Raw genomic sequence first — 21631 nt, forward strand, 5'->3', positions numbered from 1 at the left:
TCGCGCCACCTACCGCCGCGAGACGGGTTCGGCTAGAGTTGGACGATGCTGATCCTCGCGCTCCTCGCCGCGGCACAGGCCGCGACCGGCCCCACCGAAGTCAAATCGTTCGGCGATTGGGCCGTGGCCTGCGACAATCTGCGATATTGCGAGGCGGCGTCGCTGATGGCCGACGAGACTCTCGACACCGTGCCGCAGATCGCGATCACGCGGGAGGGCGGCGCGGCGGGGGCGCTGGCGATCGATATCTGGCCCGACGCCGAATATCGCGGCGGCTATCGGCTCGAGATCGACGGCCGGACCATGCTGGTCGGGACGCTTGCCGGCAAGAGCCTCGTCGTCACCGGCACGCAGGCGACGCAACTGGCCGAGGCGATGCTCAAGGGGCAGGCAATCGTTTTGCGCGGCGACGACAAGGCGCTGAGCCAGGCGTCGCTGAAGGGCATTTCGGCGGCCTTGCGCTATTTCGACGCGCAGCAGGGCCGGGTCGGCACCACGACCGCGCTCGTCGCCAAAGGCACGGCGTCCGCGGGCACGGTGCCCGGCGTGCCCGCGGCGCCGCGCGTGGCTTTCGTGCGCCCCGTGGGCAAGCCGGCGGCGATCTCGGCGGCGCTGCGTGCGGCGATGGGCAAGCAATCCGATTGCGACAGCGTCTATGCCGGCGGCGAGGGCGATCCCCCGCAGACCGAGACCTATGCGCTTGGCGGCGGCAAGACACTCGCGTTGGTCCCGTGCGGCAGCGGCGCGTATAATTTCTCGAGCGTCCCCTTCGTGATCGACGGCGGCAAGGCAGTGGTCGCACGTTTCGATCAGGTGCCGGGCTGGACCGAGGCCGAGGGCATCGCGACTTTGGTCAATGCCGGCTGGGATCCGGCCAAGGCCGAGCTTTCGAGCCATCTCAAGGCGCGGGGGATCGGCGATTGCGGCGCTTCCGAAACCTATGTCTGGGACGGGGCGATGTTCCGGCTGGTCGAGGCGCGGGCGATGGGCGAATGCCGCGGCTCGGCCAATTGGCTGCGGACCTGGAAGGCCGAGGCGGTGCCGGCGCGCTAGGGCGCCATCCGCAGCGGCTGCGCCTCGCACAAGATCAGGCCGAACCAGTCCTGCGGATCAGTCCATTCGCGGATCGGGGTCCAGCCGCCGGCGCGCAGCAGCATCCGGCCGCCATTGGGCCCATATTTGTGGCTGTTCTCGGTGTGGATCGTCTCGCCCGCCGCGATCTCGAACGGCCGGCCATCGACCGAGAAGGCCACGTCGCGCTGCGCCTCGAGATGCATCTCGATCCTGGCGGCGTCGGCATTCCAGATCGCACGGTGACGAAAGGCCTCGACCGGGATCGTCCCGTCGAGCTCGCGGTTGATCCGCTCGAGCAGATTGCGGTTGAACGCGGCGGTGACGCCCTGCGCATCGTCATAAGCGGGGATCAGCACGTCGGGCGACTTGACCCGGTCCATCCCGATCAGCAGCCGCGCACCCTCGCCCAGCCATTCGCGCATCGCGCGGAGCAGATTGACCGCGTGAAAAGCCTGCATGTTGCCGATCGTCGAGCCGGGGAAGAAGCCGAGCTTGGGCAGCCCCGCGACTTCGTGCGGAAGCGGCACCGGGCGCAGGAAATCGGCCTCGACCGGGAGCACCGGAAGCCCCGGGAAGCCCTTGGCCAGCTCGCGCGCCGAATGGCGGAGGAACTCGCCCGAAATATCGATCGGCACATAGGCCGCGGGGTGGATGGCGCGCAGCAGGATCGGCGTCTTGGCCGACGAGCCCGAGCCGAACTCGACCACCGCGGCGTTGCTCGCCGCGAGCGCGCCGAGCTGCGGGCCGATCTGCATCAGCAGCGCCGTCTCGGTGCGGGTCGGATAATATTCGGGCAGATCGGTGATCGCCTCGAACAATTCCGAACCGCGGCGATCGTAGAACCAGCGCGCCGGGATCGCGCGCGGCTGCGCGGCGAGGCCGGTCAGCACATCGGCGCGGAAATTGGGATCGGCGAGCCCGCGCTCGCCATCCTCCAGTTCCTGCTTGAGCATCGTTACAGATCCTTGGCCAGACGCACGCCGGTGAACTGCCAGCGCTGGTGCGGATAGAAGAAGTTGCGGTAGCTCGCCCGGACATGACCGCGCGGCGTCGCGCAGCTGCCGCCGCGCAGCACGAACTGCCCGCTCATGAACTTGCCGTTATACTCGCCGACCGCGCCCTCTGCAGTGCGGAAGCCGGGATAGGGACGATAGGCGCTGCCGGTCCATTCCCAGACATCGCCGAAGAAAGCGGGGCCGCCGGGCGAGGGGCGGGGTTCGACGGCACCGGCGCGGTCGAGCTGGTTGCCGAGGTTCGGATCATGGCCGGATGCCGCGGCTTCCCATTCGAACTCGGTCGGCAGCCGCGCGCCGGCCCAGCTGGCATAGGCATCGGCCTCGAAGAAGCTGACATGGGTGACCGGCGCGGCAGGATCGACCGGGCGGCGGCCGTCGAGCCCGAAGCGAGTCCAGCCGCCGTCGCGCCGCTCCCAATAAAGCGGCGCTTCGATCGCCTCGGCTTTTACCCAGGCCCAGCCGTCGGACAACCAGTGGCGCGCGTCGCGATAGCCGCCATCCGCGATGAATGCCGCCCATTCGCCATTGGTAACCGTCCGGTTGGCAATCGCATGCGGCGTCAACAGCGCCTGATGCCGCGGGCCTTCGCAATCGAACGCGAAATGCAGGCCGGTGCCGGTTGACACGCTTGACACGATACGCGGTTCGTCCGGCGCGGTTGACACGCCGGCGTCGCCTATATCGACGAGCCCGCCGACGCACGCGATCCAGTCGAGCGGGCCGGGCATCGCGACCGGGACCTTGGGGTCTCCCGGCCACAAGGCAGGCGCGAGCGGATTGACCGAAAAATGATGGAGCACGTCGGTGAGCAGCAGCTCCTGATGCTGCTCCTCATGATTACAGCCGAGCAGGATCAGCGCCTGAACGGGCTCGGCAAGTCGCGGGAGCGCGGCGATCAGCGCCGCGTCGACCGCTTCACGATACTGCAGGATTTCGTCGAGCGACGGACGCGACAGCATGCCGCGGCGCGGACGAGCGTGGCGCTGTCCTTCGGCTTCGTAATAGCTGTTGAACAGGAACGGCCAGCGTTCGTCATATAGCCGGTAGCCGACAACGTGATCGCGCAGCACGAACGTCTCGAAAAACCAGGTGGTATGCGCGAGATGCCATTTGGCCGGCGAGGCATCGTCCATCGACTGAATCGTCGCATCGGCATCCGAGAGCGATCCAATGAGATCCACGCTGAGCGCGCGCACCGCGGCGAAACGCGACGCGAGGGCGGAGGAAGCCGGGGGTACGTCGCGCTCCGTTCTCATTATGTTCCTTTACGGCGCGGCCGCCGTAGCGTCAAGGAAAATCAACCCAGATTAACGCGAAGCGCCGGGCACCCACAGAACGTCGCCGGCACCGTTCCGGTTCATCGCGCGCGCCGCGACGAACAGGAGATCGGAAAGGCGGTTGAGATATGCAAGTGCCTCGGCGCCGAGCGGGACCTGCGCGGCGGCGGCGACGGTGGTCCGCTCGGCACGGCGGACTACGGCGCGCGCGAGGTGGAGCGCGGCGGCGGCGGGATCGCCGGCGGGCAGGATGAAGCTGGTCAGCGGATCGAGCGCGGCATTGAGATGATCGATCCGCGCCTCGAGCCATTCGACCTGGCCCGGCATGATGCGCAGCGCGCCCTCGATCGCGAGCGGGGTGGCGAGATCGGCGCCGAGATCGAACAGGTCGTTCTGGATGCGCGCGAGCATCTCGCTGAAGACGCCCGGGCCGATCGCGGCGCGCGCCACGCCGATCGCGCTGTTCGCCTCGTCGACGTCGCCGATCGCCGCCATGCGCGGATCTGCCTTGGACACGCGCGATCCGTCGACCAGCCCGGTGCTGCCATCGTCGCCGGTACGCGTGTAGATCTTGTTGAGCTTGACCATCGGCGCCGTCCTACGCCGCCCGCGCGCGATTGGCCATCGGGGCGGTGGCGGCTATGCCGAGGCAATGACCGCAGCCAGCTTCCGCTTCGATCGCTTCCGGCTCGACACCGGCGACCGCCAGCTCCGCTGCGACGACGCGCCGGTCGAGCTCAACGGCCGCTATTTCGACGCACTGGTGCTGCTGGTGCGCGAGGCCGGCACTCTGGTCTCGAAGGACCGCTTCTTCGGCGAGGTCTGGCGCGGCGTGCCGGTGACCGACGAGGCGCTGACCCAATGCATCCGCACCTTGCGCCGTCAGCTCGGCGACAGCGCGGTCAGCCCGCGCTTCATCGAGACCGTCCCCAAGCACGGCTATCGCTTCATCGCCCCGGTCGAGCCTGTCGAGGGACCGGGTGCCGCGACACCGCAGGCGGCCGCGGCGCCGGGATTCGGGCGCGCGCTGCTGCTGGTCGGCGGTGCGGGCACGCTCGGAGCGGGCGGCGCCGGCGTGATCGGCGGGCTGATCTATGGCTTCATCGCCGCGTCGCAGCCGCTTCAGCCGGGCATAGGGACGATTTCGGTGCTGCTGGTGTTGCTGTGCGCGACGACGCTCGTCGCTTTGCTCGGCGGCGCGGGGGTCGCGTTCGGGATCGCGGCTGCGGAAGCCGCCGCGCCGCGGAGCTGGCTATGGCGCATTGCCGGAGGCGCGGGCGGGGGATTGCTCGTCGGCGCGATCGTCAAGCTGCTCGGGCTCGACGCGTTCAGCCTGTTGCTCGGCCAGTCGCCCGGCGACATCACCGGCGCGGGCGAGGGGGCGCTGCTCGGCGGCGCCGTCGGCCTCGCGAACTGGCTGGCGGTACGCGCGCGCTCCACGCGGCGCGGCGTGGCGATCGCGGCATTGGCCGGCGGGGCAGGGGGCGTGACCACGGTCTTGCTGGGCGGGCGGCTGATGGCGGGGAGCCTCGATCTGCTCGCCCGGGCCCTGCCGGGCTCGCGGCTGCGGCTCGACGCGATCGGGCGCCTGCTCGGCGAAACCGGGTTCGGACCGGTCAGCCAGAGCGTGACCGCGGGGCTCGAAGGCGCGCTGTTCGGCGGCTGCATCGCCGGCGCGATGCTGCTCGCGCGCCATGGCCTGCGCGAAACACGGTTTATCCCGCGCTAAGCTTGTCGCGCGACGGAGCGTAAACGCTGCCTTGCTATCGGGAAGGCAGGGGAGTCCGCCATGAACCCGACCGACGACAACCGAAACGACGCGCTGATAAGCCGATTGGCCGAGGCCGATCGCCGCACCAATCCACGCACGCCCACTGCGCTGACCGCGACGATCCGCGCCAGCGGCGAGGTGCGCCGGATCAAGGGCGAGGTCGCCGACGTCTCGGTGGAGGGGTGCAAGATCTACACCTGGGGTCTGCACGAAGGCGACGAAGTGTGGATCGCGATCGCGCATCTCGCGCCGATGCCGGCGCGGGTCGCCTGGGCGGGCGAGGGCGTGGTCGGGCTCAAGTTCAAGGGCACGCTCCACCAGTCGCTGGTGACGCATCTCGGCTTTTTGTGAGCCTGAAGGGGTGAGACGATGCGCCGTCCGCCCCTGCTCGATCTCGAACTGGCGGTGCTGATCGGCGTGATGGTGATCGCGCTGATCTGGTGCGTGGTCATGCTGATCCGCTGAGGGGGGCGGGTTCGCGCCCAAGCCCTTTGTCATCCCGGATGTTTAGGCTTTCCCGGAAAACCGCAGGTCTTACGCTGGAAAGCCTTCAGTCCGCCGCTGGTACATGCCTCCCGGTGGATCCCGGAAAGCTCGTTTTTCTGATCAAATCATAGATTTGAAGAAAATCGGCTTCCGGGATGACGATAATTTGGTTCAGCGTTGGGCCCTGGTCAGCCCTTGGCGGAGAGGATCAGCAAGAGCAGCGCGATGATCCCGATCGCCACGGCCTGGAGCAGGATGCGCTGCTGCATCAATTTGTTCGAGCGCAGCGCGCGTTCGCTCGGGCCTTCGCCTTCGAGATCGCTGGTGGTGGTCTGGGCCATGTTGACCAGACCCTTGATGAGCACGAAGACCACCGCGAGCATCGCGGCGAGGAGCAAGGCGGCGAGGAAGAAGGTCATCGCGACTCTCTACGCCTTTGCCGACGCGAAGCCAACCGGAAGCAGACCCTGGCGGAGCCGGTCGGCGAGCGCGGGGCCGTCTTCGCCGGCAAGCCGCATCGCCTCGAGCGTCGGTGCGCCGTGGCGCTTGGCGAGGCGCCGGCCGTCGGGGCCGAGCAGCAGGTCATGGTGGCGATATTCGGGGATCGGCAGATCGAGCAGCGCCTGGAGCAGGCGGTGGACATGGGTCGCCGCGAACAGATCCTTGCCGCGGACGACATGGGTGATGCCCTGCGCGGCGTCGTCGACGGTGACGGCGAGATGGTAGGAGGCGGGGGCGTCCTTGCGGGCGAGGACGACGTCGCCGTGCGAGAGGGGATCGGCGCGGATCTTGCCGGCGAGGGCGTCGTTCCAGATTAGCTCCTCCCCGAGCTTGTCTCGGGGAGGGGGACCATCGCGAAGTGATGGTGGAGGGGCTGCCGGCGTAGCCGGCGAGCTTCGCCCGCCGCCCCTCCACCAGCCTGCGGCTGGTCCCCCTCCCCGAGCGAGCTCGGGGAGGAATTGCAGAGCGGCCTCCACATCCAGCCGCCAGCTGTGAGGGCGGGACAGGTCCGGCGCGTCGAGCCCCCGGCAAGTGCCCGGATAGAGCGTCCCCTCCGGCCCGTGCGGGGCGGAGAGGCTGGCGGCGATGTCGGCGCGGGTGCAGAAGCAGGGATAGAGCAGGCCCATGCCGCGCAGCCGATCGAGCGCCGCCTGATAGCGGTCGAGCCGCTGCGACTGGAAGGTCACCGGGCCGTCCCAGCCGAGCCCGAGCCATTCCAGATCGCGCTGGATCGCCGCGACATGTTCGGGGCGGCTGCGTGTGCCGTCGATATCCTCGATGCGCAGGCTGAAGCGGCCGCTGGTGGCGCGCGCGAAATCATGCGCCCGGATCGCCGAAAAGGCGTGGCCGAGATGGAGCCGCCCGGTCGGGCTCGGCGCGAATCGGGTGTGCACAACCATCAAACCGGCCCTTGACCGCGAGTCGCGGCATATGCTGTCATGCGCCCGTCACCATTCCCGGCCAGGGAGCGGGGGCCGCAACAGGTGAGGGAGCGCATGTATCATCCCGATCTGATCCGCCATCCCGATGGTTGCCCCGCGCTCGTCCTCAATGCCGATTACACGCCGCTCAGCTATTATCCGCTCAGCGTCTGGCCATGGCAGACCGCGATAAAAGCCCTGTTCCTCGATCGGGTCGACGTGGTCTCCTATTACGAACGCGAGGTCCGAAGTCCCAGCGCGAGGCTGAAGCTTCCTTCGGTCATCGCGCTCAAACAATATGTCAGACCTTCCCAATTTCCTGCCTTCACGCGCTTCAACCTGTTTCTCCGCGACAAATTCTCCTGCCAATATTGCGGGACCCAGCGCGACCTCACCTTCGATCACGTCGTTCCCCGCGCCCAGGGCGGGCGCACCACCTGGGAAAATGTCGCGACTGCCTGCGCGCCGTGCAACCTCAAAAAGGGCGGACGCACACCCAGAGAGGCGGCGATGCCGCTCCATATCGAGCCGATCCGCCCGACCAGCTGGCAGCTGCAGGAGCATGGCCGGCGCTTCCCGCCGCACTATCTCCACCAGACCTGGCGCGACTGGCTCTATTGGGACGTCGAGCTCGAAGCCTGATCCCCGTTCCGACTGGGCAATCGCGGCGTGGCGCCTATAGGGCGTGCGGCCGACGAGGAGTGAAGATGCGTATCCTGTTCCCTGTTCTGATTCTCGCCGGCGTTGCCGGCCCGGTTGCGGCTTCCGAGAACGATATGCCGGCGCGTTTCCACGGCGAATGGGCGGTCCGGCCGAGCGCGTGCGGCTCGAAGAGCGGCGACAATACCGGCGGCATGACGATCAGCGCCAAAACGATCGGCTGGTATGAGGAGAGCGTGGCGATCAAACGCGTCACTTTGCTCGGCCGCGACAGCGTCCGCTACGAAGGCATCCTGTCGAACTATGACGGCGAGGAGCCCGTGTCGGCGACCTTGCGGCTGTCGGCCGACGGCAAGCGCCTGATCGCGGCGGGCTATGCCGACGGTCCGAACAGCCCGGCGCCCGACCTGCTGCGGTGCACGAAGTAGAGCTGCGGCGCCGGGCAGCTTGCCGCGCGAGCTGTCTTATAATAACAACACACTATGGCGTATCGCTTTTCCCAAGGGCCAGAGGTGGATAAGAGGCGCTGATGGCCCGTGAACCCGGCTCCGGCGACATCCGCTTCCCGCTCCGGCGGCAGAGCGATTCGGGCGAGGATTCGTCGGGGGCGCCGGTGCGCGCCTGGCGCCCGAAGAACGCCGATCCCGCGCCGCTGGTGGCGGTCGGCAAGCCGGCGCCCGAAGCATTGCGCCCCAGCCTCACCGATCCGTTCTGGCGCCCCGCGCCGCCCCCGGCCCCGCCGCCGCCCGTGCCCCCCGAGGGACTGCCGCCTTCGGGCGAGGGCGGCGCCAACCTGCCGGCGATACCCAGGCGGTTCCGCTTTCGCTGGCGTTGGCTGAGCTGGGGCATTGCCGGATTCATCCTGTTGTTCGTGCTCGCGGTGGCGTGGCTGGCGCTGACCGCGCCGCTCTCCAAGTCGCTCCAGCCGCCGGCGCCGCCTTCGATCACCTTGCTCTCGGCCGAGGGCAAGCCGATCGCGCGGCGCGGCGCGGTGATCGCGGCACCGGTCGACGTGACCAAATTGCCCAAACATGTCGCCGCGGCATTCGTCGCGATCGAGGACCGGCGCTTCTTCGGGCATATGGGTATCGATCCGCGCGGCATCCTCCGCGCTTTCCTGCACAATTCGACGAGCGACGGCCGCTCGCAGGGCGGCAGCACGATCACCCAGCAGCTCGCCAAGAACGCCTTCCTGACCTCCGACCGGACGGTCACCCGGAAGATGCGCGAAGTGATGATCGCCTTCTGGCTCGAGGCGTGGCTGTCGAAGGAGGAGATCCTCTCGCGCTATCTCTCGAACGTCTATTTCGGCGACAATGTCTATGGCCTGCGCGCCGCCGCGCAGCATTATTTCAGCGTGGCGCCCGAGAAGCTGACGGTCAGTCAGGCGAGCCTGCTCGCCGGTCTGGTCAAGGCGCCGAGCCGGCTGGCGCCGACCGGCAATCTCAAGGGCGCGCGCGACCGGCAGAAACTGGTGATCGGCGCGATGGTCGCCAGCGGCGCGCTGAGCGAGGCGGAGGCGGCGCGGGTGCGCCCGGCAGTGCTCAGGGTGAGCAAGGACAAGGAATTGCCCAACGGCACCTATTTCGCCGATTGGGTGCTGCCCGAGGCGCGCGACCGCGCCGGCGGGGTGGCGACCGAGCAGACCGTGAAGACTACGCTGGAGGCGAACATCCAGGCGGCGGCCGAGCGCGCGGTGCGCGGGGCGGGGCTGAAGAAGACCCAGATCGCGCTGGTCGCGATGCGCCCCGACGGGCGGGTGGTCGCGATGGTCGGCGGCAAGAGCTATCGGGACAGCCCGTTCAACCGCGCGACGCAGGCGCGGCGGCAGCCGGGATCGACCTTCAAGCTGTTCGTCTATCTCGCGGCCCTGCGCGCGGGGATGACTCCCGACAGCATCGTCGACGATTCGCCGGTGACGATTGGCGAATGGTCGCCGGCCAACAACGACGGACGCTATGCCGGCAAGATCACCCTGCGCCAGGCCTTCGCCAAATCGAGCAACGTCGTCGCGGCGCGGCTGACCAACGAGATCGGCGTCGGCAAGGTGATCCGCGCCGCGCGCGATCTCGGCATCTCGACTCCGATCGCCAACGAGGCGTCGATCGCGCTGGGCACCTCGACGGTGTCGCTGCTCGAACTGACCGCAGCCTATGTCGCGGTGGCGAACGGAAGCTATCCGGTGCGCCCGCGCGGGCTCGACGATGCCGAGTCCGCCGACGACTGGCTGGCGGCGCGGCTGGGCTCGGCGACGCGGATCCCGGGGGGCGAACTCGAGGATCTGCGCTCGATGCTCGGCAGCGTGGTGAGCGCGGGCACCGGACGCAGCGCGGCGCTGTCGATCCCCGCTTTCGGCAAGACCGGGACGACGCAGGACGCGCGCGACGCGTGGTTCATCGGCTATGCCGGCGATCTGGTCGCCGCTGTGTGGATCGGCAACGACGACAATTCGCCGATTCCGGGCCTGTCGGGCGGCGGCATCCCGGCACGGGTGTGGCGCGACTTCATGGTCCGCGCGCTCGGCGTGTCGCTGCCGCCGGCGCCGGTGGTCGAGGCGGAGGCCGACAACGAAATGACCCTCGACGACGTGTTCAACAGCGTCGGCGAGTTCGTCGAGGGCATGCCGATCGAGACCGAAGTCGACGAGGGCCGCCGCATGCGCGACGAGGAAGCTCCACCGGAAGGGGACGAGGAGTTCCCCGGCGACGCGCCGCCACCGCCGCCGCGCCGCGGGCGACTGGAGTAAGGCGTAGCGGCTGAAACAAAGGGGGGCATATGAAGCAGGCGACCAAAGCTTTGATGGCAACGACGTTGAGCGCATTGCTGTATCCGCAGCACGCGCTGGCGGTCACCGAATGCCCGGTGAACGTCCAGTCCCTGTTCACCGGCGACGACGGCTCGCTATGGATCATCTACACCAATGGCGGTTCCGGCGTGATCACCAGGGCCGATCCGGACTTCGAGACGACGACATCCTTCGCGATGTCGGCGCTGCTCGCGTCGCGCCCGATCACCGTGCGCTATGCCGCGAACGGCGTGGCCTGCACCGCTTCCGGCCAACACGATCTGGTGGGCCTGTATCTGCGCTAGCGCTGCGGCCGGTTGACCTTGGCGGCGCGGCCTCGCAAGGGTCGGGGCATGCGCTTCTTCTCGGACAATGCCGCCCCGGTCTGCAGCCAGGTGCTCGAGGCGCTGGCGCGCGTGAACGTGCTCGACACCGCTTATGACGGCGATCGCTGGTCGCAGCAGCTCGACGGCGCCTTCTCGGACCTCTTCGAAACCCCGGTGCGGGCATTGTGGGTGCCTTCGGGGACGGCGGCGAACGCATTGGCGCTGGCGGCCTTGTGCCCCCCGCACGGCAGCGTGGTCTGCCACCGCGACGCGCACATCCAGAACGACGAATGCGGCGCGCCCGAATTCTACACCCATGGCGCCAAGCTCGCCCTCGCCGAGGGGCCGGGCGCGAAGCTGACTCCCGAGAGCGTGACGGCGGTGCTCGATCGCGTCCAGACGGGCGTCCACTGGGTCCAGCCGCACGCGATCTCGATCACCAACGCCACCGAATATGGGCTGGTCTATACCCCCGATCAGGTCGCCGCGATCGGCGACGCGGCCAAGGCGCGCGGACTGGCTCTGCATATGGACGGCGCGCGCTTTGCAAATGCGGTCGCGCATCTCGGCTGCACGCCTGGCGAAGTGACGTGGCGCGCCGGAGTCGATGTACTGAGCTTCGGCTTCGTCAAGAATGGCGGGATGAGCGCCGAGGCATTGGTCTTCTTCAGGCCCGAGCTCGCCGAGGCGACATCGTATCGGCGCAAGCGTGCGGGGCTGCTGCTGTCGAAGGGCCGATACCTCGCGGCGCAGCTGCTCGCGATGCTGGAGGGCGATTTGTGGCTGGCCAATGCGCATGCGGCGAATGCGGGCGCAGCGCTGTTGGCGGAGGCGGCGGGCGATCGGCTGGTCCATCCGGTCGAGGCGAACGAGGTGTTCCTCAAGGTCAGCCCGGAAGAGGCCGCTTCGCTGCGCGCGCTCGGCTTCGATTTCTACGACTGGGCGCCGGGCGAAGTGCGGCTGGTGACGTCGTGGGACCAGAGCGCGGAAGCGATCCGGCCGCTTGCCGATGCGATCGGACGGTTGTGAGGATGGGTGTCACCCAATTCCTTCCCGAGACCAGCTCGGGGAGGAATTGATGTCGGACCAGCCACCGCCGCAATCCGCCCGCCTCTCGATCCTGATCCCCTTCCTCGTCGTCACGCTGATCTGGGGATCGACGTGGATCGTGATCCGCGACCAGCTCTCGGTGGTGCCGCCGAGCTGGTCGGTGAGCTACCGCTTCGTCGTTGCAGGAATCGTGATCCTCGGCTGGGGGCTGGTCCGGGGCGATTCGCTCAAGCTCGATGCGCGCGGCTGGGGCTTTGCCGTCGCGCTCGGATTCGCGCAGTTCGTGCTCAACTTCAACTTCGTCTACCGCGCCGAGCAGCACATCACGTCGGGCGTGGTGGCAATCGTCTATGCGCTGCTGCTGGTGCCCAACGCGATCCTCGCGCGGGTGTTTCTCGGGCAATTGATGGGACGCCAGCTGCTGATCGGATCGGCGGTGGCGATGGCCGGCGTGGCGTTGCTGTTCCTCCACGAGGCGCGGCTGAGCGACGCCGGGCCCGAAGCGGCATTGATCGGGATCGGGATCGCCTTGCTCGGCGTGCTCTCGGCCTCGGTCGCCAATGTCATGCAGGCGACGAAGACCGCCAAGGCATATCCGATGGCGACGATCCTCGGCTGGGCGATGCTGAGCGGCGCGGCGATCGACGCCGTTTTCGCCTGGACGACCGTCGGCCCGCCGGTGATCGAGATGCGCTGGGGCTATGTGTTGGGGACGCTGTATCTCGGGGCGCTCGGATCGGCGCTGGCCTTCACCATCTATTTCCAGCTGATCCGCACGATCGGCCCGGCCAAGGCGGCCTATACCAGCGTGCTGATCCCGGTGATCGCGATGCTGCTCTCGACGCTCTACGAGGGCTATCGCTGGTCGCTGCTGGCGGTGGCGGGGGCGGTGCTGGTGCTGATCGGGCTGGTGCTGGCACTCAAGGCGCGCAGGCCCAACCGGTAATCGGGGAAAAGCGGGCGCCAGCGCAGCACGCGCTTTGCCTTCAAATTCGCGACACGGCGATTCTCCGAATAGAAAGCCCGTGCCTGCGGGCCGAGATCGGCCTGCTCCAGCGGTACCAGCGGCGGCGGGGCGATGCCGAGCAATGCGCAGGCATAAGCGACCACGTCGCTCTGCGGCGCGGGCAGATCGTCGGCGAGGTTGTACGCGCCCCTGGGGGCATCGAACCCTGCGGTCACGCCGGCAACGATGTCGTCGAGATGGATGCGACTGAACACCTGCCCGGGGACGTGGATCCGCCGCGCCGCGCCGTGCAACGCCCTGTCGAGCGGCGAGCGGCCGGGGCCGTAGATGCCCGGCAGCCGGAAGACGCGGGCGCCGAGCGCCAGCCACGCCGCATCGGCTTCGGCGCGCGCGGTGCGGCGGCCGGTGCCGGTCGGCGCGGCTTCGTCGACCCACGCGCCGTTTGCGTCGCCATAGACGCCGGTCGAGGAGAGATAGCCGAGCCAGCCGCGCGCCGCGGCGAGCTGCCCACCGAAGGCGGCGAGGACCGGATCCACTCCGTCGGGCGCGACCGTCGAGACGATATGGCTGGCGTGGGCGATCTCGAAGCCGACCCGCTCCCTGTCGGCGAAGGCGATGCTGTCGCCGCGGCCGTCGCGAGTCACTGCGGCGATCCGCCAGCCGCCGGGGGCGAGGTGCCGGGCCAGCGCGCTGCCGGTATAGCCGAGGCCGAAGATCAGCAGGTGCATATGGCTGCTCGTGCTCGTGCTCCTGCGAGAGCAGGAGCCCAGGATCGCGAGCAAATCCCTTTGGGCCCTGGGCTCCTGCTTTCGCAGGCGCACTGCTCGCTCGCTTGCTGAAGCCTAGCGCGCGCCGGTGCCACCGAAGCGCGTCCCGAAGAAATCGCCCTTCATCCAGCCCGGCCGCGCATCGGCGTCGGCGATCGCGCGCGCGGCGGCATAGTTCACGCGGGTGAACTTCACGGCGGCGGCCCAGTCGATCGGCAACGCCAGATCGTCCGAGGGCTTGTGGTAGTGATTGGCGAGGAAGGCCTGCTGCGCCGCCGCGCCCGGGCCGCCTGGGCCGGTGTCGATCGATACCGCGGGGATCCCCGCCTGGACGAAGCTGTAATGATCCGAGCGGACGAAGAACATCTCCTCGGGCGCGGGATCGGGCACGACCTTCAATCCCTCGGCGGCCGCCGCAGTGGCATAGACCGCGCCGAGGCTCGAGCGCTCGCCGCCGAGCACGACGATATCCTGCATCGCGAAAGTGAGGATCGGCATGTCGAGATTGATGTCGGCGATCAGGCTGCCCCGCGGTACCCCGGGATGCGCGGCGAAATAGCTCGATCCGACCAGCCCCTTTTCCTCGGCGGTGACCGCGACGAACAGGATCGACCGGCGCGGCGGCTTGCCCGATGCCCGAAAAGCGCGCGCGACCTCGAGCATGGTTCCGACGCCGACGGCATTGTCCATCGCGCCGTTATAGATGGCGTCGCCTTTCTCGGGTTCGCCGATGCCGACATGATCGAGATGCGCAGTGAGCACGAGATACTCGCCGCGCAGCGCCGGATCGGACCCCTCGAGCAGCCCGACGACGTTGCTGCTGCGGCTGGCGCGGACCTCGGTCTTCGCCGCGAGCGCGAGCGTGCCGACCAGGGGGCCGGTGGGGAGACGGGTGCCGCGGCGTTCGGCGGCGAGCACGTCACGCCACTTGATCCGCGATCCGGCGAACAATTTCTCGGCGCCGGCCTGCCCGACATAGCCGACCACCGGCGCGCCCGGGGCGATCATGTGCGCCTTGCCGTCGTGGCCGATCCATGTGGTGCGCTCATAATCGTAATAGGGCGCCATCGCCTCGAGCGGGAATTCGCCGCGGCGCTCGAGCGATTCGAGGATGATCACGGCCTTGGCGCCGCGCGCCTCGGCAAGCCGGGCCTTTTGGTCGTCGTCGCCGAGATGCGCGGCGACTTCGTCGGGAAGCCCGGCGGGGACCCCGGCATAGAGTGCGACGATCTTGCCGCGCACGTCGAGCCCGCGATAATCGTCGCGCTTGCCCTCGGGATAGACGAGGCCGTAGCCGGCGAAAACCACCCCGCCCGAGGCCCGGAATTCCGGCGTCGCCGGCACGCCCAGATTGACGAAATCGATCCCGAACTGGAGCGGGATCGCACCGCCGCGAATGAGCGTCCATTTCGCCTTTTCGGCGGGCTTGTAGGTGGCGAGCCCGACCGGCTGGAACCAATTGCCCTGGGCGCCGGGCTTCAGCCCCGTCGCGAGCATCTGCGCCGCGACATATTCTGCGGCCACGTCATAGGCATGCGTTCCCGCCTCGCGTCCGCGCAGCGAATCGTCGGCAAGGAACTGGACATGCGCCTTGAGCGCCGCCTGTTCGGGCGGGAGTTGCTGCGCACCTGCGGGGGAGGCGCACAGCAGGGCGGCAAGCATGATCCCCCTCCCTTTCAGGGAGGGGGAGACGAAGGAGGAGGCGCGTCCGCGGGTCATTTCGCGCCCGGACCGCCGTACAGCGTTCCGAAGAAATCGCCCTTGTTCCATAACGGACGCTGATCGGCATCCGCCAGCGCGCGGGCGATGGCATAATTGAGCTTCACGAAGCGAACGCCCTGGCCGAAATCGATCAAGCCGATTTCGTCCGAAGGCTGGTGGTAATGCTTCTCGCCGAAGGCGTCGATCGCCGCCTTGCCCGGGCCGGCGGGGCCGGGCTCGAGCGACACCGCGGGAATGCCGGCGCGGACGAAGCTGTAATGGTCCGAACGCACGAAGCTGGCCTGCTCGGGCGCGGGATCGGGAGTGAGCGCGAGCCCTTCGGCCCTGGCGACCGCCGCGACCGTCGGCCCGATGCTGGTGCGATCGGCGCCGTAGACCACCAGATCCTCGAACCTGTAGGTCAGCACCGGCATGTCGAGATTGACGTCGGCGACGATGCTGCCCTTGGGCACGGTCGGGTTGGCGGCGAAATAGTCCGAGCCGACGAGCCCCTTTTCCTCGGCGGTGACCGCGACGAACAGGATCGAACGGCGCGGGCGCTTGCCGGATGCGACGAACGCCCTGGCGACTTCGAGCATCGCCGCGGTGCCGACGGCATTGTCCATCGCGCCGTTGTAGATCGTGTCGCCCCTCGCGTCGGGCTTGCCCACGCCGACATGGTCGAGATGGGCGGAGATCACGACATATTCGTTCTTGAGCGCGGGATTCGAGCCTTCGAGCAGGCCGACGACATTGTTGGCGCCGAGCGTCTTGATCTCGGTGTTGGCGGTGCCTTGCGCGGTGACGCCGAGCGGGCCGGTGGGGAGCTTCTTGCCGGCCTTGTCGGCGGCGAGGATTTCGGACCATTTGAGCTTCGCGCCAGCGAACAGCTTCTCGGCGCCGGCCATGCTCAGATACGCGAAAGCGGGGGCGCTCGGCCCCTCCAGATGCGCGCGCCCATCGGGATCGGCCCAGGTCATTGCCGAACTGTTCCAATAGCCGATGCTCGCCTCGAACGGGAAGATCGCGTGGCGGGTGGTCCCTTCGATCAGGATCACCCCGATCGCGCCATGTTCGGCGGCATTCTTCGCCTGCTCCTCGGGCTGGCCGAGATGCGCACGGACTTCGCTCTGGAGCGCATGCGGGGCGTCGCGCAGGATCGCGACGATCTTCCCCTTCACGTCGAGGCCCTTGTAATCGTCATGGCCGGTGGCGCGATCGGTGACGCCATAGCCGGCGAACACCACCGGTGCCGACAGCGCGAGCTTCGCCTCGCGGGCGTTCGAGCGGGCGACGAAGTCCTTGCCCCATTCGAGCGGAGTCGCCGTCGCGCCGCGAGCGAGCGTCAACGTACCGTGATCGGCGCCCTTGAACGAGACCAAAGGCACCGGCTGGAGCCACGCGCCATTGGGCGCGCCGGGCGCGAGCCCCGCGGCGAGCATCTGCGCGGCGACATATTGCTCGGCGATCGCCAGCTCGGGCGAGCCGGTATCGCGGCCGCGCATCGCGTCCGAGGCGAGGAAGGCGACATGCGCCTTTAGCGCGGCTTCCGGCGGCGTCAGCTCCTGCGCGATCGCGGGGGTGGCGAAGAGGAGAGGGAGGAGGATCGAGGACTTGCGCAACGCGGTGGCTCCGAGCTCCCCTCCCTGCAAGGGAGGGGCTGGGGTGGGGTCGCGGCAGCCGGGGCTCGATGCCCCGGCTGCCGCCCGATTGCGGAGCAAGGAGCGCGGCTGCGCCGCGCACCCACCCCGAACCCCTCCCTTGCAAGGAGGGGCTTATTTCAGGTCACTTCTCCATCGGTCCGCCGAACAGGGTGCCGAAGAAATCGCCTTTCTTCCACATCGGCTGCTGATCGGCATCGGCGATCTCGCGGGCGATGCGATAATTGACGTCGACGAAGCGCGCACCCGATTCCCAGTCGATCATGGGCTGCTGGACCAGATCGTCCGACGGCTGGTGATAATGGGTGCGGAGGAACGCCTCGGTCGCCGCCTTGCCGGGGCCCTTCTCGCCCGGCCACAGGAACACCGAGGGGATGCCCTGCTGGACGAAGCGATAATGGTCCGAGCGGACGAAGAACGCCTCGTCGGGGCGCGGATCGCCGCCCATGCCGACGCCGATCTGCGCCGCGGCGCGCTGGACGATCTCGCCGAGAGTAGAATGCGCCGCGCCGAACGGGGTGACGTCCTCGAACTTGTAGGTGAGGATCGGCATGTCGAGATTGACGTCGGCGACGAGGTTTTCCTTCGGCACGGTCGGGTTGTGCGCGAAATAGTCGGCGCCGACCAGGCCCTTCTCCTCGGCAGTGACCGCGAGGAAAAGGATCGAGCGGCGCGGCGGCTTGCCCGAGGTCTTGAAGCGCTTCGCCTCCTCGATCAGCGAGGCGATCCCGACGGCATTGTCCATCGCGCCGTTATAGATCGTGTCGCCCTTCGCATCGGCCTTGCCGACGCCGACATGGTCGAGATGCGCCGAGAGCACGACGACTTCCTTGCCGATCGCCGGGTCGCTGCCGGGCAGCATGCCGGCGACATTGTAGCTGGTGATCGCGGTGTTGGCGGTGTTGAGCGTCACCGACAGCGTGACCGGCAGCTGGATCGCCTTGAAGGTCGCGTTGTCGTCCTCGGCGAGCCTGGCGACGGTCGCCCATCTGACCCTGGCGCCGTCGAACAGTTTCGCCGCGGTGGCGGTGCTCAGCATGCCGAGCCCGGGGGCGGTCGGCGTCGGGAGATGGCCGCTGCCATCGGCCTCGGCCCAGGTGACGCGCGGACGGTCCCAATTGGCCGCGAACGAACCGAAGGGATAATTGCCCCGCCCGGTGCGCGGCGATTCGAGGGTGATGTAGCCGATTGCGCCCTTCCGCATCGCGATCTCGGCCTTGGTGGCGGCGCTGCTGAAATGCGCGCGTTCCTCGGCGGGGAATTTGGACGGTGCGCCGCCGAAAAAGGCGACGATCTTGCCCCTGACGTCGACGCCCTTGTAATCGTCGCGGCCGAGCCCGGCGATGCCATAGCCGACGAACACCAGCGGCGCACTGAGCTGAAAGGCGGTCTTGTCGGGGTTGCCGGCGGGAACATAGTCGGTGCCGAAGACGAGGCTGACCGGCTGACCGCCCTTGCGGGTGAGCGTCATGCTGCCCTTGTCGGCAGGCTTGTAGCTGATCAGCGGCACCTTCTGGAGATACGAACCGTCATCCCCGGCGGGGCGCAGACCCTGCGCATAGAATTGCGACGCGACATATTGCGCGGCGATGTCATATTCGGGGCTGCCCGCCTCGCGCCCGCGCAGCTGATCCGAGGCGAGGAACAGGATATGGCTCTTGAGCGCCGCCTGATCGGCGGGGAGCTCGGCGTTGAGCAGGGCGTTGGTCTGGGCGGGAGTCGGCGCGGGCGTGGGGGCCGGAGCCTGCTGCGCCGGCGCCGGAGCGGCGGTCAGCGCGATCAGGCCGAGCGGCGCAATCAGTCGAAACATGCAAAATCCCTGAAAGTCTGGAATGGCTTATCGGTAGCAGCGCGCAACCGATAGGCAAGCGGACAGTTTGTTGTGGCGGCCATGGGGGCCGATCCTATATCGCGGAGCATGATGGCAGACGCTCAGACCGCAACCCAGGCGCCCCATGTGACGCGCCGCGACGATTACCGCGAACCCGATTGGCGCGTTCCCGAGATTGCGCTCGACTTCGATCTCGATCCCGCCGCGACGCGGGTGCGCACGACCTTGTGGGTCGAGCGCAACGGGACGCACGATCGTCCGCTGCGGCTGGACGGCGACGGGCTGACTGCGCTCAGCGTCAAGGTCGACGGTGTCGAGGTGGCGGGCTGGACGATGGACGGCCCCAACCTCGTCGTGCCGCTGAGCGGTGCGGCGCACACGATCGAGACCGAGGTCGAGATCGCGCCCGAGCGCAACACCCAGTTGCAGGGGCTCTATGCGTCGGGCGGCATGCTGTGCACCCAGTGCGAGGCCGAGGGCTTCCGCCGGATCACCTTCTTCCCCGATCGGCCCGACGTGCTCAGCCGCTACAAGGTCAAGCTGACCGCCGACAAGGTTCGCTTCCCGGTGCTGCTGGCGAACGGCGACCCGATCGCCAAGGGCGATCTCGAAGGCGGGCGGCACTGGGCCGAATGGCACGATCCCTTCCCCAAGCCGAGCTATCTGTTCGCGCTCGTCGCGGGCGACCTCGTCGCCAACCGGGGCAATTTCACGACCATGTCGGGGCGCGACGTGCAGCTCGGCATCTGGGTCCGCGCCCCCGATCTGGCCAAGACCGATCACGCGCTCCACGCGCTCAGGCTGAGCATGGCGTGGGACGAGAAGGTCTATGGCCGCGAATATGATCTCGACGTTTTCAACATCGTCGCGGTCGACGATTTCAATTTCGGGGCGATGGAGAATAAGGGCCTCAACGTCTTCAACAGCCGCTACATCCTGGCGGACCCCGATACCGCGACCGATTATGATTACGACGCGATCGCCGCGGTGGTCGCGCACGAATATTTCCATAATTGGTCGGGCAACCGCGTCACTTGCCGCGACTGGTTCCAGCTCTCGCTGAAAGAGGGCTTCACCGTCTTTCGCGATCAGAGCTTCTCGGCCGACCAGGGCAGCGCCGCGGTGAAGCGGATCGAGGACGTGCGCGGGCTGCGCGCGTCGCAATTCCCCGAGGATGCCGGCCCGCTCGCGCATCCGGTGCGCCCCGACGAATATATCGAGATCTCGAACTTCTATACCGCGACGATCTACAACAAGGGCGCCGAAGTCATAAGGATGATGGCGACGATCCTCGGGCCGCAGAAATTCCGCGCCGCGACCGACCTCTATTTCGATCGCTTCGACGGCACCGCCGCGACCTGCGAAGATTTCGTCCAGTGCATGGAGCAGGCCGGCGGAGTCGATCTGACCCAGTTCCGCCGCTGGTACAGCCAGGCCGGCACCCCGCGGGTCTCGGCGACGCTCGCGCAGGAAGGCGGCCGCGCCCGGCTGACGATGCGCCAGCTGGTTCCGCCGACTCCGGGCCAGCCGGTCAAGGAGCCGATGGTCCTGCCGTTGAAGCTCAAGCTGTTCGGCGGGTTCACCGGACGGGCGATGTGCGAAGAGCAACTCATCCTGCTCAAGGACGAGACGCAGGAGCTGCTGTTCGAGAATTTGTCCGAGACGCCGGTTCTGTCGATCAATCGCGGCTTTTCCGCGCCGATCGTGGTCGAGACCAATCGCACCGCGAAGGACCTCGCTTTCCTGTCGGCGCACGACGACGATCCGTTCGCGCGCTACGAGGCGATGCAGCAATTGATGCTCGACACGTTGGTGGCATCGGTCACCAACGGCACCGCCGATCACGCGGCGGCGATCGAGGCGGTACGCAACACGCTGCGCGACGCGGCGCTCGACCGGGCGTTCGTCGCCGAGGCGGTGCTGCTGCCGTCGGACAGCTTCATCGGCGACCAGATGGCGGTGGTCGAGCCCGAGGCGATCTTCCGCGCCCGCGAGGCGCTGCGGCAGGATCTGGGCAAGGCGCTCGCGACCGAATGGCGCGCGGCCTATGAAGGCAGCCTCGCCAACCGTTTCGAATATTCGCCCGCCGCCAAGGGTGCGCGGCGGCTCAAGACGGTTTCGCTCGGCTATATCGCCGCGAGCGGGGCCGCGGACGCCGATCAGCTGGCGTTCGACCAGTTCAGCAATGCCGACAATATGACCGACCGGCAGGGTGGGATGACCACCTTGGTCAACGGCGCCTCGCCGCTGCGCGAGGCGGCGCTCGAGGCATTCTACCGGCGCTATCAGGGCAATGGCCTCGTGCTCGACAAATGGTTCCAGGCGCAGGCGCTGTCGACCCGCGAGGATACCGCCGAGGCCGTCGAGCGGCTGGCCGCGCATCCGGACTTCACGCTCTCCAACCCCAATCGCGCGCGTTCGCTGATCGGCGCGTTCAGCGTCAACCAGCGCGCCTTTCACCATGTGTCGGGGCGCGGCTATCGCTTCGTCGCGGACCAGTTGATCGCGCTCGACAAGTTGAACCCGCAGACCGCCGCCAAGCTGGTCCCGCCGCTCGGCCGCTGGAAGCGCTTCGACGAGGGTCGCGCCGCGAAGATGCGCGCCGAACTCGAGCGGATCGTGGCGACGCCGGGGTTGAGCAAGGACATGTTCGAACAGGCGTCGAAGTCGCTGGATTGAGCGTTTGGTTGGAAGGCGCATCCCCACAAGAAGTAAGAAGGGCGCACTGCACCCGTCGTCACCCCGGACTTGTTCCGGGGTCCACTCCTCCACGGGTCCATTCGACTCGACTCTTACCCTGACCTCTCCGACAGCCCGGCTTGGCCCGGTGGACCCCGG

At 68.1% G+C, this 21631-nt stretch carries 19 protein-coding genes; 10 read left to right on the forward strand and 9 right to left on the reverse strand.

Annotation, left to right across the window (positions count from 1 at the left end; genetic code table 11):
* Positions 1 to 45 precede the first annotated feature (45 nt).
* A complete protein-coding gene (locus Q9Q95_RS18625; protein WP_306098653.1) occupies positions 46 to 1053 on the forward strand; it encodes a DUF1176 domain-containing protein in 1008 nt (335 codons plus the stop codon).
* On the opposite strand, the gene egtD is transcribed toward Q9Q95_RS18625, so the two are convergent.
* The 3 genes from egtD to Q9Q95_RS18640 are packed head-to-tail and all read right to left on the reverse strand — an operon-like array spanning position 1050 to position 3955.
* A complete protein-coding gene (gene egtD / locus Q9Q95_RS18630) occupies positions 1050 to 2027 on the reverse strand; it encodes an L-histidine N(alpha)-methyltransferase (RefSeq protein WP_306098654.1) in 978 nt (325 codons plus the stop codon). The genes Q9Q95_RS18625 and egtD overlap by 4 nt on opposite strands.
* Positions 2028 to 2029: 2 nt before the next feature.
* A complete protein-coding gene (gene egtB, locus Q9Q95_RS18635; RefSeq protein ID WP_306098655.1) occupies positions 2030 to 3346 on the reverse strand; it encodes an ergothioneine biosynthesis protein EgtB in 1317 nt (438 codons plus the stop codon).
* 51 nt (positions 3347 to 3397) lie between these two features.
* Positions 3398 to 3955, reverse strand: coding sequence for a cob(I)yrinic acid a,c-diamide adenosyltransferase (locus tag Q9Q95_RS18640; protein ID WP_306098656.1), 558 nt, complete (start codon positions 3953 to 3955; stop codon positions 3398 to 3400).
* Positions 3956 to 4019: 64 nt separating this feature from the next.
* On the opposite strand from Q9Q95_RS18640, the gene Q9Q95_RS18645 reads away from it, so the two are divergent.
* Together Q9Q95_RS18645 and Q9Q95_RS18650 are read left to right on the forward strand one after the other, a co-directional pair.
* Positions 4020 to 5096, forward strand: a complete 1077-nt coding sequence (locus tag Q9Q95_RS18645) for a winged helix-turn-helix domain-containing protein (RefSeq protein WP_306098657.1) — start codon at positions 4020 to 4022, stop codon at positions 5094 to 5096.
* 60 nt (positions 5097 to 5156) lie between these two features.
* Positions 5157 to 5489, forward strand: a complete 333-nt coding sequence (locus tag Q9Q95_RS18650; RefSeq protein ID WP_306098658.1) for a PilZ domain-containing protein — start codon at positions 5157 to 5159, stop codon at positions 5487 to 5489.
* A 323-nt stretch (positions 5490 to 5812) separates the two neighbouring features.
* On the opposite strand, the gene Q9Q95_RS18655 is transcribed toward Q9Q95_RS18650, so the two are convergent.
* Positions 5813 to 6043 (reverse strand): twin transmembrane helix small protein, encoded by a 231-nt coding sequence (locus Q9Q95_RS18655; RefSeq protein WP_306098659.1) that lies wholly within the window; start codon positions 6041 to 6043, stop codon positions 5813 to 5815.
* Between the two features lie 9 nt (positions 6044 to 6052).
* Positions 6053 to 7024 carry a glutamyl-Q tRNA(Asp) synthetase gene (locus Q9Q95_RS18660; RefSeq protein WP_306098660.1) on the reverse strand — a complete coding sequence of 324 codons (972 nt, stop codon included), beginning with the start codon at positions 7022 to 7024 and terminating at the stop codon, positions 6053 to 6055.
* A gap of 96 nt (positions 7025 to 7120) precedes the next feature.
* Between Q9Q95_RS18660 and Q9Q95_RS18665 the strand changes: the two genes are divergently transcribed.
* The 6 genes from Q9Q95_RS18665 (at position 7121) to Q9Q95_RS18690 (ending at position 12812) form a co-directional block, all read left to right on the forward strand.
* Entirely contained in the window at positions 7121 to 7687 is a 567-nt protein-coding gene (locus Q9Q95_RS18665) for an HNH endonuclease (RefSeq protein WP_306098661.1), read from the forward strand.
* A gap of 65 nt (positions 7688 to 7752) precedes the next feature.
* Positions 7753 to 8133, forward strand: coding sequence for a hypothetical protein (locus Q9Q95_RS18670; RefSeq protein ID WP_306098662.1), 381 nt, complete (start codon positions 7753 to 7755; stop codon positions 8131 to 8133).
* A 101-nt stretch (positions 8134 to 8234) separates the two neighbouring features.
* The gene (locus Q9Q95_RS18675) at positions 8235 to 10451 is read left to right on the forward strand and encodes a transglycosylase domain-containing protein (protein ID WP_306098663.1); all 2217 of its coding nucleotides are present in this window, start codon (positions 8235 to 8237) and stop codon (positions 10449 to 10451) included.
* A 29-nt stretch (positions 10452 to 10480) separates the two neighbouring features.
* Positions 10481 to 10795, forward strand: a complete 315-nt coding sequence (locus Q9Q95_RS18680; protein ID WP_306098664.1) for a hypothetical protein — start codon at positions 10481 to 10483, stop codon at positions 10793 to 10795.
* A gap of 48 nt (positions 10796 to 10843) precedes the next feature.
* A complete protein-coding gene (locus Q9Q95_RS18685; protein ID WP_306098665.1) occupies positions 10844 to 11845 on the forward strand; it encodes a low specificity L-threonine aldolase in 1002 nt (333 codons plus the stop codon).
* Positions 11846 to 11894: 49 nt separating this feature from the next.
* A complete protein-coding gene (locus Q9Q95_RS18690; protein ID WP_306098666.1) occupies positions 11895 to 12812 on the forward strand; it encodes a DMT family transporter in 918 nt (305 codons plus the stop codon).
* Here Q9Q95_RS18690 and Q9Q95_RS18695 read toward each other — a convergent pair.
* The 4 genes from Q9Q95_RS18695 to Q9Q95_RS18710 form a co-directional block, all read right to left on the reverse strand.
* A complete protein-coding gene (locus Q9Q95_RS18695; protein ID WP_306098667.1) occupies positions 12722 to 13561 on the reverse strand; it encodes an NAD(P)-dependent oxidoreductase in 840 nt (279 codons plus the stop codon). The genes Q9Q95_RS18690 and Q9Q95_RS18695 overlap by 91 nt on opposite strands.
* Positions 13562 to 13675: 114 nt before the next feature.
* On the reverse strand, positions 13676 to 15262 hold the full coding sequence (locus Q9Q95_RS18700; protein ID WP_306098668.1) for a M20/M25/M40 family metallo-hydrolase: 1587 nt from the start codon (positions 15260 to 15262) through the stop codon (positions 13676 to 13678).
* A gap of 53 nt (positions 15263 to 15315) precedes the next feature.
* A complete protein-coding gene (locus tag Q9Q95_RS18705; RefSeq protein WP_306098669.1) occupies positions 15316 to 16923 on the reverse strand; it encodes a M28 family metallopeptidase in 1608 nt (535 codons plus the stop codon).
* 163 nt (positions 16924 to 17086) lie between these two features.
* On the reverse strand, positions 17087 to 18772 hold the full coding sequence (locus Q9Q95_RS18710) for a M28 family metallopeptidase (RefSeq protein WP_306098670.1): 1686 nt from the start codon (positions 18770 to 18772) through the stop codon (positions 17087 to 17089).
* 111 nt (positions 18773 to 18883) lie between these two features.
* Here Q9Q95_RS18710 and pepN point away from each other — a divergent pair, with 111 nt between their 5' ends.
* Complete coding sequence (gene pepN, locus Q9Q95_RS18715; RefSeq protein WP_306098752.1) at positions 18884 to 21472, forward strand: aminopeptidase N; 2589 nt, start codon at positions 18884 to 18886, stop codon at positions 21470 to 21472.
* Positions 21473 to 21631: the final 159 nt, after the last annotated feature.

It is taken from the genome of Sphingomonas sp. DG1-23, assembly GCF_030730875.1.
Lineage (GTDB): Bacteria > Pseudomonadota > Alphaproteobacteria > Sphingomonadales > Sphingomonadaceae > Sphingomonas.